Source organism: Streptomyces sp. T39 (assembly GCF_008042045.1).
GTDB lineage: Bacteria > Actinomycetota > Actinomycetes > Streptomycetales > Streptomycetaceae > Streptomyces.
On sequence record NZ_RDBP01000029.1, the window covers coordinates 13293 to 28151 of the forward strand.

12 protein-coding genes are annotated in these 14859 nt (G+C 69.5%); 5 read left to right on the forward strand and 7 right to left on the reverse strand.

The window, feature by feature from the left end:
• The first annotated feature begins 24 nt into the window (after positions 1-24).
• Positions 25-312: a hypothetical protein gene (locus EAO77_RS38740; RefSeq protein WP_187283343.1), complete on the forward strand. Its 288-nt coding sequence runs from the start codon at positions 25-27 to the stop codon at positions 310-312.
• 210 nt (positions 313-522) lie between these two features.
• On the opposite strand, the gene EAO77_RS20730 is transcribed toward EAO77_RS38740, so the two are convergent.
• A complete protein-coding gene (locus EAO77_RS20730) occupies positions 523-1950 on the reverse strand; it encodes an endo-1,4-beta-xylanase (RefSeq protein WP_147989792.1) in 1428 nt (475 codons plus the stop codon).
• Positions 1951-2515: 565 nt separating this feature from the next.
• Here EAO77_RS20730 and EAO77_RS20735 point away from each other — a divergent pair.
• Positions 2516-3982 (forward strand): non-reducing end alpha-L-arabinofuranosidase family hydrolase, encoded by a 1467-nt coding sequence (locus EAO77_RS20735; protein ID WP_147989793.1) that lies wholly within the window; start codon positions 2516-2518, stop codon positions 3980-3982.
• A 212-nt stretch (positions 3983-4194) separates the two neighbouring features.
• On the opposite strand, the gene EAO77_RS40195 is transcribed toward EAO77_RS20735, so the two are convergent.
• The 5 genes from EAO77_RS40195 to EAO77_RS20760 all read right to left on the reverse strand — a co-directional run bounded on the left by EAO77_RS40195 (position 4195) and on the right by EAO77_RS20760 (position 10028).
• Positions 4195-4320 carry a hypothetical protein gene (locus EAO77_RS40195; RefSeq protein WP_261994060.1) on the reverse strand — a complete coding sequence of 42 codons (126 nt, stop codon included), beginning with the start codon at positions 4318-4320 and terminating at the stop codon, positions 4195-4197.
• Between the two features lie 252 nt (positions 4321-4572).
• The gene (uppS, locus tag EAO77_RS20740; RefSeq protein ID WP_261994061.1) at positions 4573-7170 is read right to left on the reverse strand and encodes a polyprenyl diphosphate synthase; all 2598 of its coding nucleotides are present in this window, start codon (positions 7168-7170) and stop codon (positions 4573-4575) included.
• A gap of 243 nt (positions 7171-7413) precedes the next feature.
• The gene (locus EAO77_RS20745) at positions 7414-7752 is read right to left on the reverse strand and encodes a hypothetical protein (protein WP_147989795.1); all 339 of its coding nucleotides are present in this window, start codon (positions 7750-7752) and stop codon (positions 7414-7416) included.
• Positions 7749-8312, reverse strand: coding sequence for an ATP-binding cassette domain-containing protein (locus EAO77_RS20750; protein ID WP_410088620.1), 564 nt, complete (start codon positions 8310-8312; stop codon positions 7749-7751). Before EAO77_RS20750 ends, EAO77_RS20745 begins: the two co-directional genes overlap by 4 nt.
• A gap of 1284 nt (positions 8313-9596) precedes the next feature.
• The gene (locus tag EAO77_RS20760; RefSeq protein WP_147989797.1) at positions 9597-10028 is read right to left on the reverse strand and encodes a hypothetical protein; all 432 of its coding nucleotides are present in this window, start codon (positions 10026-10028) and stop codon (positions 9597-9599) included.
• 607 nt (positions 10029-10635) lie between these two features.
• Between EAO77_RS20760 and EAO77_RS20765 the strand changes: the two genes are divergently transcribed.
• Both EAO77_RS20765 and EAO77_RS20770 read left to right on the forward strand, forming a co-directional pair.
• Positions 10636-11373 (forward strand): PQQ-binding-like beta-propeller repeat protein, encoded by a 738-nt coding sequence (locus EAO77_RS20765; protein ID WP_187283334.1) that lies wholly within the window; start codon positions 10636-10638, stop codon positions 11371-11373.
• A gap of 71 nt (positions 11374-11444) precedes the next feature.
• Positions 11445-12038 (forward strand): PQQ-binding-like beta-propeller repeat protein, encoded by a 594-nt coding sequence (locus EAO77_RS20770; protein WP_147989799.1) that lies wholly within the window; start codon positions 11445-11447, stop codon positions 12036-12038.
• 57 nt (positions 12039-12095) lie between these two features.
• Here EAO77_RS20770 and EAO77_RS20775 read toward each other — a convergent pair whose 3' ends face one another.
• Positions 12096-12998: a helix-turn-helix domain-containing protein gene (locus tag EAO77_RS20775; protein ID WP_187283335.1), complete on the reverse strand. Its 903-nt coding sequence runs from the start codon at positions 12996-12998 to the stop codon at positions 12096-12098.
• Positions 12999-13445: 447 nt separating this feature from the next.
• On the opposite strand from EAO77_RS20775, the gene EAO77_RS20780 reads away from it, so the two are divergent.
• Positions 13446-14783, forward strand: a complete 1338-nt coding sequence (locus tag EAO77_RS20780; protein WP_315986104.1) for a cytochrome P450 — start codon at positions 13446-13448, stop codon at positions 14781-14783.
• Positions 14784-14859: the final 76 nt, after the last annotated feature.

Below are 14859 nucleotides of genomic sequence, written 5' to 3' on the forward strand. Positions count from 1 at the left end.
CGGCCGTGTGGTTACGGTGCCGGTGTGGTGTTTGATCTCGTCCTTGCTGTGGCTGAGGCGTTGGCGCGGGCGGGTTTCGAGGAGCCGGCGCCGGGGACGGACAGTCTGCGTCTGCTCGACGACGACGGTGCCAGTGACTATGTGCGAGGGGGCTGGCAGCCGGATGACCTGCTGCGCCCCTCGTGTGACCTCGAGGCCGACGCCCATCTGGTCGCAAAGGCCCTGGAGGGTCTGCACCGTGCTTTCGACAACGCGCGGACCGCGGTTCTCACCAGCGCGGGCGTCCATGTCGAGTCGTGCCCTGAGGGCTGATTGCGTGTCACCCGGCCCTGGGCGGGGCCCAGCCGGTCGGGGTACCGCCGCGAGTTCAGAGGGCTTGGCCCGCTCATGTCCCCGCCCCGGTTCGGGACGGTCCGGGGCGGGCATGGCCTACCGACCCTGCGGGGCCGTGAAACGGGGTGGCGTTCCGCCCAGGGGGTGCCGGTCGCGGCGGTCGTCGCGACCGGCACACCCTGGGTCGCGTCAGGCGCGGGACCAGCGCTGGTTGGTGCCGTTCGAGCAGGAGTAGAGCTGGATCTGGGTGCCGTTGGCGGTGGCGCCCCCGACCGCGTCGAGGCAGAGACCGGACTGGACGCCCACGATGGATCCGTCGGAGTTGAGTCGCCACTTCTGGTTGTCGCCGCCCCAGCAGCTGTAGATCTGGACCTTGGTGCCGTTGCCGGTGCCGGCGGCGTCCAGGCACTTGTCGCCGTAGCCCCTGAGCTCACCGGCTTCGGTGTACGTCCACTGCTGGTTGGCGCCGCTGTGGCAGTCCCACAGCTGGACCTGGGTACCGTCGGCGGTACTGCCGGGCACGTCCAGGCACCGGCCCGAACCGACACCCCTGATCGTCTCGCCGTCGGTGGGCGGAGTGGTGGAGCCGCCGTTGAGTGCGTTGAGGACGGCGGCGTATGCGGGCTTCTTGCTGCCGTCGTTGTAGAACAGCAGCGGCGTGTGCTCGGACCGCCACGAGTCGCTGTCACGCACGCCCCAGACGGTGACGCCGAGGCAGTGGGAGACGGCCAGGCAGTCGTTGACGACGCTGGCGTAGGTCGAGGACGGGGCCCCCTGGATGTCGAGTTCGGTGACGGCCACGTCGACACCGAGGGCAGCGAAGTTCTGCAGGGTGGTGCGGAAGTTGCTGTTGTAGGGGCTGCCGCTGTTGAAGTGCGACTGGAAGCCGACGCAGTCGATCGGCACGCCGCGCTGCTTGAAGTCCCGCACCATGGCGTACATGGCCTGGGTCTTGGCCCAGGTCCAGTCCTCGACGTTGTAGTCGTTGTAGCAGAGCTTGGCGGAGGGGTCGGCCGCGCGCGCGGCGCGGAAGGCCGCCTCGATCCAGTCGTTGCCGGTGCGCTGCAGGTTGGAGTCGCGTCGGGCGCCCGAACTCCCGTCGGCGAAAGCCTCGTTGACGACGTCCCACTGCGCGATCTTGCCCTTGTAGTGGCTCATCACACCGTTGATGTGGTCGATCATCGCCTGGCGCAGCGCACTGCCGCTGAGGCTCTGCATCCATCCGGGCTGCTGTGAATGCCAGGCCAGGGTGTGCCCGCGCACTTCCTTGCCGTTCTGCACCGCCCAGTTGTAGACGCGGTCGGCGGCTTGGAAGTTGAACTGGCCCCGCTGCGGCTGGGTGGCGTCGATCTTCATCTCGTTCTCGGCCGTCACCGAGTTGAATTCACGTGCGGCGATCGACGCGTAGGTCGCGTCACTCAGCCGGTTCGCGGCGACGGCGACGCCGAAGTAGCGGCCGCTCTGCGCCGCCGCCGCGCCGAGCGTGCTTTCGGCGGCCAGAGCGGGCGGCGGCGCGGACAGCGACGCGATCACACCGAGCACGCCGGCGAGCAGCGTGAGGAGCAGAGCTCGGGCCCCGCGTCGGCCGACGGGACTGGGACGGGCGTATGAGCCCATGACTGTGCCTCCAGGGTGATGATGACGGGATCAACGGGCACCGCGGTCCTGGGGCCCGGCGGGATCTCGGCGGGCCCGGGCGGGCCAGGCGGGCCGCCGGGTGAGGTGCCCCCGGCGGCGGTCTCACGCCCCGGGACACGCGGGCGGGTACTTCGTCGCGGCCCGCTAGGGAGTCCGCTCCGAGCCGTTCGAAATTTCGTCTTACGATCGGCTGTCCAGACAGGATGATTGAGGGATTGACGGTGACTCGTCAACCCTTGGGAGTTGGTCAGTTTCCGAATGTTTTTCGAAACTTGCGGGGCAGGTTGCAGGTCAGCGGATTGCCGGAACTGCAGGTCGCGCGACGCTCCACCTGGGGTCTTACATGGAATCAGGGATGGTCACGCCCAGGGGCGAGACGTCACCTCGCATCCGGAGGGACGACATCCCTTGACCTGAAGGCAAAGCGTTCCTACCTTGTGGCGTCACGGAACCGAAAGGTTTTCGAAACATTCGACAACGAGCCCAAGTGCGAAAACCGCCTGCGGTTCGGCGGCATCTCGCTCCCGCCCCCAAGGAGGCCCTGATGTGGTTCCACCCCCCGTCCCCGGTCCGTCCGCGACGATTACTCGGCGTCCTCGCGCCCCTGTTGCTGGTGGCCACCTTCCTGGGCGCCCAGCCCGCCGAGGCCGCGGCTGTGGACCCCAACGCCTCATATGTGCTGGTCAACCGCAACAGCGGCAAAGCCCTCGACGTCTACAACATGGCGACCGGAGACGGCGCCCGCATCACCCAGTGGACCAGGAACGACCAGAGCCAGCAGCAATGGCAGTTCGTCGATTCCGGCGACGGCTACTTCCGCCTCAAATCCCGTCACTCGGGCAAGGTTCTGGACGTCTACAACTGGTCCACCGCGAACGGCGGCTCCATCGTCCAGTGGGCAGACCTGAACGCCGCCAACCAGCAGTGGCGGCTGGCCGACAGCTCCGACGGTTACATCCGGCTCGTCTCGCGCCACAGCAACAGGGCCCTCGAAGTACAGGGCGCCGCCACCGCGGACAACGCGAACATCGTCCAGTACGACGACTGGGGCGGCGCCAACCAGCAGTGGCGGCTCGTCAAGGTCGGCGCAGACACCCCGGGCACGTGTGATCTTCCGTCGGCCCTCCGCTGGACCTCGACAGGCGCACTGGCGCAACCCAGACAGGGCTGGGCCTCGCTCAAAGACTTCACCGTCGCCCCCTACAACGGCGGCCAACTCGTCTACGCGACCACGCACGACACGGGGACGCGGTGGGGGTCGATGAACTTCGGCCCGTTCACCAACTGGTCGCAGATGGCCTCGGCCGGCCAGAACGCGATGTCCGTGCCGACCGTCGCACCCACCCTGTTCCACTTCGCGCCGAAGAACATCTGGGTGCTCGCCTACCAGTGGGGCGGAACCGCGTTCTCCTACCGCACGTCGAGCGACCCCGCCAACCCCCATGGCTGGTCGTCCGAGCAGGTGCTCTTCTCCGGAACCATCCCGGACTCCGGTACGGGGCCCATCGACCAGGCACTCATCGGTGACGGGACGAACATGTACCTGTTCTTCGCCGGCGACAACGGCAGGATCTACCGTGCCGGCATGCCGATCGGGAACTTCCCGGGCAGCTTCGGCTCGACCTCGACCGTGATCATGAGCGATTCGACGAACAACCTGTTCGAAGCCCCGCAGGTCTACAAGTTGCAGGGCCAGAACCGCTACCTCATGATCGTCGAAGCCATCGGCGCGCAGGGCCGTTATTTCCGCTCGTTCACGGCCACCAGTCTGACGGGCTCCTGGACACCCCACGCCACGACCGAGGGCAGTCCCTTCGCCGGCAAGGCCAACAGCGGCGCCACCTGGACCGACGACATCAGTCACGGTGAACTGCTCCGCACCGGCGCCGATCAGACGATGACCGTCGACCCCTGCCGTCTGCAGTTTCTCTACCAGGGACGCAGCCCCGACTCCGGTGGCGACTACGGCCTGCTGCCCTATCGCCCGGGTCTGCTGACTCTGCAGCGCTGAAACATGACCAAACGGTCGTTCCAGATGGGCTGATCCTCTCCCGCGCAGACACAGCGCTCGGCGTCGGGCAGCGCCGCTCTCTCACGGCCGGGACACGGCCACCGGAAAGCCCGTTCGACCCGGCGGCGCGGCAGACCCTGGCGGGCTCCGCCGGACCGTGGCGGCGCCCCGGACTGCTTTCGACACGGCAAGGGGCTCCGTCCCCTTGCTCCCTACCGGGCGCGCGTGATGGTGACGACGGTGTGCCGGGTGCCGCCGGTCAGCGCTTCGACGAGGAAGCCGGCCGGGGTGCTGGTGTAGGTCCGGCCGACGTGGGTGCGCCCAGGGGGAAGCACCAAGCCCCCGGCCGGTGGCCGGGGGCGAGGGTGGCTGCTCGTGCTGAAGGGCGTCGGTGACGTGGTCTGCTCAGCGGTGCTGGTTGGTTGGAACTGTCGTGCGCTCGATGACGCTCGACTGGGTTGGAGCGGGATTCCGTGAGTGGGGCGTTGGCCGTGGCGCAGGTGCTTCCGGCGTCACCGTGGACCTCGACCGTGAACGGGACGGGGCCGAGGTCCTCGAAGGACAGGGTGACCAGTACGGGTCACGCATGATCACCCGGTGAATGCTTGTTCATCGCGGTTGGTGGGTGGGGAGGGGGTGGCACCGAACCGACGGTCGCGGCGGGTGTAGGTGTCGATGGCCTGCCACAGGTGGGTGCGGTCGGTGTCCGGCCACAGGGTGTCGAGGAAGACGAGTTCGGCGTAGGTCGACTGCCAGGGCAGGAAGTTCGAGGTGCGCTGTTCGCCGCCGGTGCGGATGAGCAGATCCACGTCCGGCAGGTCGGGGTGGTGGAGGTGGGCGGCGAGGTGGCGGGGGGTGATGTCCTCGGGCTGGAGGGTCCCCGCGGCCGCTTGACGGGCGAGTTCGCATGCGGCTTGGGTGATTTCGCTGTGGCCGCCGTAGTTGATGCACATGTTCACGGTCAGGCCGGTGCGGTGGCGTGTGAGGTGCTCGGTCTGGCGCAGTGCGCGCACCAGGTCAGGTGGCAGGCCTTCGGGGAGGCCGGACCAGCGCAGCTGGACGTCGCGTCGCCAGACTTCCTCGGTTTCCATGACGAGGCCGTCCTGGACCAGGCGCAGGATGGCCTGGATCTCGGCGGCGGGACGTGCCCAGTTCTCCGAGGACAGGGAGTACAGGCTGAGGTGGGGCAGGCCGATTTCGAGGGCGCCGTAGATGACGTCCCGCACCGCGAGCTGGCCGGCTTTGTGGCCGGCGGTGCGCGGCTGGCCCCGGTGGGTGGCCCATCGTCCGTTGCCGTCCATGATGATCGCCACGTGTCGGGGGATCAGGTGGGCGGGCAGTTGGGGCGGCTGGACACCGCTGGGGTGGGGCACCGGTGGGAGCGGAGGGGTCGTGCGCGCTGCGTCGTGGTTGCCTTCTGCGGGGTGCGGCAGGTGGATGGTGGAAGGAGTGGTGGTAGCGGTCCGGGTGCGGCGGTGCCAGGCCCTGGCCGTGCGGAGTCGGCCGCGCGCCAGCGTGAGGTGGAAGCGGACCGGGTTGGCCCGGGAGCGGCGCTGCAGCAGTGCGTGGGGTTTGCGGTCGATGCGGTCCAGTTCGAGCAGGTGCAGGTCGATGACGGTTTGCAGTGCTGCGGCCATGGGTGGGTGCTGGGCGCCGACGGTCGCGGCCTGGGCCAGCCACTGGCGGGCCTTGGCGGTCATGGCATGGACCATGTCGGCATACCGGCCGTCCGCCTGGCCGTGGGCGAGGGCTCCAGGGCTGACGTCGTGCTCGTCGAGCACGGCGGCGGGCAGCTTGACGAAGCCCTCCGCGGCGTCTTCCCGTAGGTCGCGCAGCACGTCGATGAGGTTGAGCGCGTCGGTCCACACGCGCAGTGCCTGAGCGTCTTCGGGCGTGAAGTCCAAGCCGGGGGTGGTGAGCAGGGCCATCAGGCGCTTCACGCCGAAGGGGAAGGTCAGGGCGTGCCAGTAGGTGTACCAGTCGTCCCAGGAGGTGATGGCACTCTGGCCCTTGGCGTCCTGGCGGTATACGGCGTTGAGTGCGGTTACTCCGTCGCTGGGCAGGTCCCAGGTCCATACGGCGTGCACGAAGGCCGCGCGAAGGGCGTCTTCGCTGTGGCCTGCCCGCAGATCGGCCTCCAGGAGTTCGCTGAACCGGCTGACGCGTTCGACTCGTTCCTGCCGGTCGAGGTGCTGGGTGTCGGAGAGGTCGTCGAGGTGCCGGCCGTATCCGTACATGGCCCAGAACAACGGTCGCAGCCGGCCGGGCAGGAGCTTGGTGAGAGCTGCTTCCACCGGACCCGACCGGTGCATCAGGCGGCGGCAGATTTCGTAGCCGGTGATGACCGTGGTGTCGTGGATACCGGCTTGGCGGTAGATGTGCGTGCGGACCGGGTGCAGTAGACGCAGGGCGATCCGGCGGGCGCGGGGCCCGTTGGCGCGCCCGCCCAGGAGTCTGTGTGTGATGGTGCGGCGGCTGGTGCGGGCGGTGAAAGCAGCCAGGCCGGCGGCGGTCAGTCCTGCCGACCAGCACAGGCCGAGCAACAGGTGCCGCCAGGGGGTGTGGGGGAGGTCGACCGCGGACACGGCGGACTGCATTGCCCCGTAGGCGGGCAGCCACTTCAGCAGCGGACTGTCCGCAGAAGGGTTGGCGACGGGGTTCTGCAGCGTCAGATCGATGAAGCTCAGCATGATGACGGAAAACATCCCCGCCAGCTCACTGCGCAGCAGCGCCGCCAGGAGGATCCCGACGCCCCCGTACGTCAGGGCTCCCACCATGAACGCCGCCGCCAGGACGTCCAGGCGCTCAGGCCGGTAGAAGAAGCACACCCATGCCGTGGCATACGAGGCGGTCAGTGCCGCGGTGAGGAGCAGTACGGTGCTGCGAGCCAGCAGCAGGCAGATGCGCGGGTAGCCGGCGAGCACCATGCGGTGGTCGAATTCCGCGGAGCGGCTGGCAGCGAGGAACATCATGAACCCGACGATCAGCGCCAGGGAGTGCAGCCCACCCGACAGCTGGCTGACCGTGTTGGCACCCAGGGCCACAGGCTGATCGGCCGCGCGCAGGAAGAACCGGACCGGGTCGCTGGGCAGGACCTGGTAGGCGAGCGTCAGCCACAGCGGAACGAAGAAGAGCACCAGGACTAGCGCGAGTTGGTTGCGGGCCTGCTCCAGCGCAGCGTGGCGCACCGCTGTCCCCAGACACCGCCCCCACCACCTCATGCGGCATGCCCGGTGACGCCGCGTCGGTCGGCGGTCGGAACGCCGTCCTGCGACCGGTGCAGGTGGCCAGGGTTGTGCTGGGTTGTTGACACTTTCACTCCACGAATGCGGTGGGAGGCCGGCTCTGGCCCCAGGGGTGCGCACGGGTGACGGGACACGGTCACTGCGAGAGCGGCGCCCGTCATGCGGTTCGGTTGTGCACGGCCTGGTTCAGGTCGCGAGCAGCGCGAATGCCGCCGCGGCAGGCAGGTGGGCGTGATGCAGGCGTTCCAGGGCCTGGTGGTGGCGCTCTTGGATGAGGTCCTCCACCGCWTGYCGGGCGCCGCACTCCTCCAGCAGCCCCTGGACGCGGGCTGCCGTATCGGCGTCCGGATCCGCAGCGCCGACCGTGCTGAGAAGCAGTTCCTGACCGGCCCGGTTTGCCCGGCGCAGAGCGCAGGCGAGCAGGGCTCCGCCGGAGCCCACGGAGCGGGCAGGGCACAGCAGCGCGGACATTGAACTGGAGGCGTCGTCGCGCACCGCGGTGACCGGAGACTGCCGTCGGCTCATGCGACCCTTCCCGCGGCGCTGCTGTGGTCGACGGCCAGAACGCCGTCCTGGAGCCGGTGCAGCACGTCCAGACGCTCGCGGTCGTAGGCGAGGTGGGAGACGACCACGACCGCCCGGCCCCGCTCCCGCAGCCTCTGAGCGATGTCCCAGAACCGCAGGTAGGTCTCCCAGTCGAAACCCTGATACGGCTCATCCAAGAGCAGCACCTCAGGGTCGTGCATGAGCCCCAGGGCCAGGTTCAGCTTCTGCCGCGTCCCGCCGCTGAGCGTGTGCATGCGGCTGCGAGGGCTCTCGTCGAAGCCCAGCTCTTCCAGCAGCTCCCACACGCGCGCACAGCTTTCGAGCCGGTAGGCGGCCTGGAAGGACCGCACGTGCTCAGCGACCGTGAATGCCGGGTGCAGCACAGTATTCTGCGGGCAGTATCCGATGCGCCCTCGGCACTGGACCGTCCCGCTGTCGCCCGCGGCCTGACCCGCCAAAATGCGCAGCAGTGTGCTCTTGCCGGCGCCGTTCGCGCCGACGATGCCCAGCAGACAGCCCCGCGGCACGTCCAGGCTCACCCCGCGCAGTACCGGGCGCCGGCCATAAGCCTTACGGACGCCATGGAGACGCAGAAGGGTACCTGCGGACGCCCGGGTTGAATTGTTCACACCATGAGCAACGACTGGGCTGCGCGATGGTAGCGCGGTCACAAGCGCTCCATAGCGTGCGACCAGCACCCGACGTCCACGGTGCCACCCATCAACCCTGCGAACCCGCTCGCAAAGCCCGCCCCTGGCACCTCCGACACTCGGGTTCAAGCGTGGGCACTCCCCAGATTCCGCGAACCCGCGTGCTTCGGGGAGGCCGGCGCGGAATCGTCCTCCGGCACGCAGGTCCTCGACGAAGGCCGTCACGGTCTGGCGGAAGCGGCGGCGCTGTTCCGGCGTGAGGCGATCCAGGTCGTTGGTGAAACGAGGCAACGTCTCGCAGGTCGGCACGTCGGTCCTCCAGGCAGCAAGACGCCCCCGGCGCTGCCGGGGGCGGAGAGTCGGTGACGTGGTGCAGGGGGCGGCGTCCTTGGCTGCCGGGTGGGGGAGCGGTGCACAGGTGTTCGCTGGTTGACGGTGGAGTCAGTATGTGAAGAATCACGGCCACCTGCCCGGCGAGCGCGGCCGTCACCAACTGGGCCGGTGGGCGGCGCAGGAGACCCGGCCCGCGAAGAAGCAGAGCGGACCGGCTACGTATGGTGCTGACCCGTCGCCGTCCTTGACGACCCTGCCAACGGCCAGTTGATCGACGACGGCGAGGACCGCCCGCTGTACAGAGCCGCCGTCCACTGACGTTGCCGTCAATTCTGCCGTCAGACACCTCTGTGGGCCCGCCGAGCGTGCACCGGCCGAAGCGATACAGCCGACGCCTCCAACGCTTGGCGGCGGCCCGCGAGGCCGGGCTCGCAGACATCAAGGTCACCCTCAACGAGGACCTCGGCACCAACTCCGACGAGGTGCTGGAGTCGGCGCTTGTCGCCAACGTTCACCGGCGCGACCTCGACCCGCTCTACGAGGCCCGCGCGCTGCAGCAGCTCCTCGAGGGGGTTCATTACGGCGTAATGAGGGAGTCGGCAGCGGGGGAGGGGAGTGGCCCTGCACCGGCCGTGGTGGAGGAGCCGGAGACGGTACAGGTCCCGGACCCCCGTCCCGATCCGTCGGCCAAACCGCAGATCAAGATGCCGTGGAACGACGGGGGAGCTGCGATGGATATCGCCTTCGACAAGCTGACGCGCAGCGGTCAGCGGCAGGCCGCACTGGCCCGTTACGTCGAACTCGTGGGCGGCGCGGAGGCCTTCGCTGAGGACCTCGCCGCTAGACCGAGGTCAGGAGGTGACCTGTGGGGCCGTAGTCGATCTTCCAGTCGGCGTAGATCCCGCAGAAGCCGTCCCGGGTGCACCGCAGGCCGACCGCCACCCAGCGGACCTCTCCGTCGGCGCCGAGCGAGAACGCGACCGCGGCCTCGAACTCCTCGCTCCCACAGGGGCAGCAGGCCGCACCCGGCTCGTCGTCCTCCCAGCACTCCTCGCTCCAGTACTCCTCGCTGTCGGCGAGGAACGCCCGGCCCCCACAGCCGGCGCATTCACGCTCTGCTCCGGACGCGTTGACCAGCACCGAGAACACCCGGCCGCCGCACTCGGCGCACACGCAGGCGGCGATCAGCACGGGACGGCTGTCGTCACCCCTGCGCAGAACAGTCGCGAGCTCCGGGGGAACGTCTTCGCCGACTTGGTCATCAGCACGCATGGGGCGCATCGTGCCAGACGCCTCGGACAGTCGCCGGGACCAGACCACAGGAGCCACAGGGCCACCGGGAGCCCGGGGGAGAGGGACGACTCCCGGGCTCAGGGGGGGCCTTTCGGTGTGCGGCCACGTGGTAGACGGCACGGCCGCCAGCGTGCGGGTTCGGGTGACCCACTCTGCGATGCGGCAGCCGTAGGGCAGGAGGCCGCACACTAGCGGCTCGTCCACCAAGCGAGGGTGAGCGCCGCATTGCATGCTCACATGCATCGCACTCCACGGGCGGATCCTCACCCGCCTCCACGCATGCCTGCAATCCGCTCACACCTCGTGACTTACCGAACACCTCCGCCGGGACAAACGCTCTTCGCGGACTTGGGCGCGACCATCGCGGTCGGCATGTGGCCACCACTTCGAGGGGGTGAGTGGCAGGGGAAATCCCTTTTCCGCCAGCGTGAGAGCCCTCCGGATTGACGGCAGGATGCGCGAGTTGCTCCCGCACACTCTGGAGTTCTCCATGTCGCAGTCCAATCCGCCCACGTCGTCGCCTCCCCTCGGGCCTGCTCGACCGCCCGTTCCGCCTGGACCTCCTCGGCGACGGCGGATGCCGGTCGTGGTGGCCGCCGCCGTCGCCGGGGCACTGCTCGCGGGCGGCGGTCTCGTATGGCTCGTCCGGGACCAGGGGCAGCAGGACCGTTCGTCCAACCGGCCGGCGACGGCCTCGCCCTCTCCCAGTGTGCCGGCGGGCCCGGTCCGTGCCCGGCCTGTCTGGGAGGTCGAGAAGCCGGAGGCCGACCCGAAGCAGCGGGAGGTCAGTGCTGACGGGGCGTGGTACGTGAAGGGGACGTACGTCACCGGGGTGTTGGACGGTGTCACGGGATACGACCCGGCCTCGGGGGCGGTGAAGTGGACCGTGCCGCTTCCCGGTCATCTGTGCGATGCGTCGCCGACGGCCACCCGCGACGGGCAGATCGCCGTCTCCTACAGCACCGGGACCGGGCTGAAGTCCCCCTGCTCGGAGTTCGCCGTCATCGACGCGGCCGCAGGGAAGATGGTCTGGAAGACCACCCTCACGGGGCCCGCCTCGCGGGGGCTGGGGCTGACCGTGGCGATCAGCGAGAAGACGGCGGCTGTCGGCTGGATGCGTTCGAGCGAGCGGGACGGCGGCGGCTCCCACGGGTTCGACCGCGCCACGGGCCAGGTGATCTGGGACGAGTCCGCGGTCGGCGGGGACGGCGAGGAACACCGCAGCGCCGGAGAGGGCTGGTCACGCACAGCTTCGGCCTCGAGCGCTGGGCGGGCTACTCGTCGCTGCCGACGGAGCAGAGGTTCGGGGTCCGGGACGCGGTGACCGGTGAGGCGACGTGGCGGTACACCACGCGCGGGCTGGGGGCGTGGATCGTCTCGGCCGAGCCTTTGATCGTGGCGGTCGACACCGGTCTCCGGGACTTCCCCGACAACCCGAACTCGCTGCGGTCCGTCGGTACGGACGGCAGCGTGTCGGCGCAGTGGACGCTGCGCACGAGGAACAGCGACCGCTACGTTCTGGGCTGCGGGGAGCACTACGACCGCGGGTGCGCCAGCGCGGTGAGCGCGAACGGGATTCTCTACCTCGCCACGGACAACCCGGTCGGCACCCAGGGCGAGATCCACGCCCTCGACGCGCGCACGGGCGGGAAGCTGTGGTCGTTCACGCCGGACACCGATCACCGCAGCGTCGGGCTGGTCCCGGTGGCCGCGGACGGGGAGAGCGTGACCGTGATGACCCGCCCGGAGAGCACGCGGGGCACCAAGGTCTACCGCGTATCGGCGCGGGACGGATCGGCCCGCCTCCTGCTGGAGACGACCAAGGCCTCCACCTTCGGGTCCGCCCCTGAGGAGGACATGTACGGGAGCTTCACCGAGGACCCGGTCATCTACGCCGACCGGCGGCTGTTCTTCCACCGGAAGAACTTCCTGGCTCCGATCGACGCGCCGATGACGATGGCGCTGGCGGCCGCCGACGACAGCAGGTAGAGCCCGCGGGCAGTCACGGGTCGGGGGCCCACGCGAGTGGCGTGGGCCCGTTCGCTGTCACCGTGATGGCGCGATAGCGGCTGGGTGGCGTCGGCGCGGGTGCGGGAACAGCGCCAACTGGGTGTGGGGCGGCTGCTCGGGTTCGGCGTCGATCTCCTGGAACGTGAACGTGGAGTGCTGGAGCGCGGGCGTCATGAAGCCGAGATGGAGCTGGGTGACGATGAGGGCGTTCACCGGGCGGCCGATGCGCGGGTCGAAGAACCGGCGGGGGATGGGCTTGATGACGATGTCACCGTTGGCGGCGATCCAGGCCGGGACGGTCTGGTAGGCGCGGTGGATGGCAGGCCGTCTGCGGATCTCGGCCAGGATGTCCAGGAGCTTCGGCTCGCCGGGCTGCTGCTCCATGGTGGCGCTGAAGACCGCGAGGGCGGGCATGAGCCACTGCTCCCGGTAGGCGACGGGATCGCTGGCGCCCAGCAGCAGGGGGGCGTCGGGGTGGAAGAAGATGAAGCGCTGCGTGTTGCGGGTCGGGTGGGCCATCGTGTGCCGGCGCACGCTGCCGAACACGTCGCGGAACGCCTGGTTGGTCAGGACGACGTCCCAGCAGGTGGTGTGCACGACGGACGGGTGGCGCATCCCCTCGATGAGGTCCTGGTAGACGGCCATCTCCGGGGTGCGGCGCAGCTCGCCGACCGGCGGCGGGGGCGGCATGTGGCCGGTGAGCATGAAGAGGTTGGCCCGGTTGTCCCCGTTCAGGTCCAGGGCGTTGGCCATGCGGCCGACCTCGGTCGCGGTCCAGGGGGTGTCTCGGGCAAGCCAGTAGCGCAGGGTGCGCGGGGTGATGCCGATACGGGCGGCGAGGTCGTTGGCGGTGAGCTTCTGCGCGCGTCGCACGTCGCGGACGAACTTGGCGACGAGCGAGTCCTTGCCGCCACCGGCGGCGCGGCCCTCGGCAGTCACGAGGCGAGGCCTTCGGCGCGGGGGGCCGCGGACCGCGGGGGAGGGCAGGCGCGCGTGGCCGGGTCGTAACGGAGCTCCGTCACGGCGGGCACTGTGGCGTGGCGGGCCTTCCGGCCGCCTGTGCTGCGGGCACGGACGCGGCGGCCGGCCGTTTCGGGGCCTGCCTCTGGTGCGACGGTCCTCACGGTCGCCTCCCATTCCCCTGGTCACGCGTCATTCCGGCACCCTATGGGGCTGCCGGGACGAGAGGAAATTGCGTTTCCTCTCGCTGGCATATTCAAGCCGCAGGGCAATGATGAAGCCACAGTCGGGCTTCGCCCACAGGCCCACCGTCGCCGAAACAGCCGCCGCCGCATCGGTGTGCGGCTCGCAGGGGGTCCAGGACCAGTGCCCCCGCCGGCGTCGCAGCCGCCACGTGGCGGCACCGTCGTCCGCGAAAGGATCCCCGTGACCTCCCTGCAAACCATTCCGCCGGCCAAGGGCGCTGTGCCCGTCCTCGGCCACCTCCCGCGGCTCATGCGCGACCCGCTCGGCGTGCTCAGGTCCCTGCACGCCGAGGGGGACATCCTCGTCCTGCGGGCCGGGACGATGCCCATGGTCTACGTCACCAGCCCGGAGCTGGTGAACCAGGTGATGGTCCAGCGCGCCCGGTCCTTCCGCAAAGGCCGTCTGTTCGACCGCGCCCGGCTGCTCGTCGGGGACGGGATAGCCAACTCGGAGGGCGCCAAGCACATCCGCAACCGGCGTCTCATACAGCCCATGTTCTACAAGGAACGCCTGGCCGGGTACGCCGACCTCATGAGCGCCCGGGCGCAGGCTCTCTCGGACTCCTGGCGGCCCGGCATGGAGGTCGACGCCACCGAGGCCATGTCCCGGCTCGCCATCGAGATCCTGGCCGACACGCTCTTCAGCCACGACATCAGCGAGCAGGCGGTCAGATCCGTGCAGGAGGACCTGCCCGTCATCATGCGCAACGTCCTGCGCCGCGCGCTGGCGCCGCAGTTCATGGACTCCTGGCCCATCTGGTCCGACTTCAACAGGGCATCCGCCCGGATGCGGGCGGTGATCGACGAGGTGATCGTCAAGACCCGCGCTTCCGGTCCCGAGGACCGGTCCGACATGCTCAGCCTGCTGCTCGCGGTGAAGGACGACGAAGGCGTGGGCTTCACGGACGACGAGATCCGCGACGAGCTGACCACGTTTCTGTTCGCCGGCACGGAGACCCCCGCTTCCGTGCTGGCGTGGGCACTGCACCACCTGTCCGAGGAACCCGATATCGAGCGGGCCGTTCTGGACGAGATCAAGGAGGTCGTCGGGGACCGCCCGGTCGACTTCGACGACGTGATGCGCTTGCCCACCCTGACCCGGGTCCTGGACGAGTCGCTGCGGCTGCACGGGGTGGTGACCCTGATGCGGCGCTCGACCGAGCCCGTCACGCTCGGCGGCCACGAGATCCCGGCGGAGACCGAGGTTCTCATCAGTCTCTATGCGCTGCACCGGCATCCCGAGCTGTACCCGGACCCTGAGCGCTTCGACCCGGACCGGTGGCTGCCCGAGCGGGTCGCGGCCCGGCCACGTGAGCACGCCGTGCCGTTCGGTGCGGGCAACCGGCGCTGCATCGGCGACAAGTTCGGGTGGATGGAAGGGGTTATCGCGCTGACCACCCTCCTGCCGCGCTGGAAGCTCGCGCCCAACCCGCAGCGGAAGGCGCCGCGCGAAGCGACCGCGTCTATGGCCATGCCCACCCGGGTCGACCTCGTCGTCCATCCCCGCGACGCCGCCTGACGGTCGTCCACGAAGCCGGGCGGTCGGAGGTGCTGGTGAACGACGAAAGGCCGGACCTCGACGAGGGGTCCGGCTC

What these genes read in the sequence shown, in the direction of transcription:
- EAO77_RS20730 (WP_147989792.1), bottom strand. Translation starts at nt 1,950, where the DNA reads ATGGGCTCATACGCCCGTCCCAGTCCCGTCGGCCGACGCGGGGCCCGA.
- EAO77_RS20760 (WP_147989797.1), bottom strand. Translation starts at nt 10,028, where the DNA reads ATGCGTGCTGATGACCAAGTCGGCGAAGACGTTCCCCCGGAGCTCGCG.
- EAO77_RS20735 (WP_147989793.1), top strand. Translation starts at nt 2,516, where the DNA reads ATGTGGTTCCACCCCCCGTCCCCGGTCCGTCCGCGACGATTACTCGGC.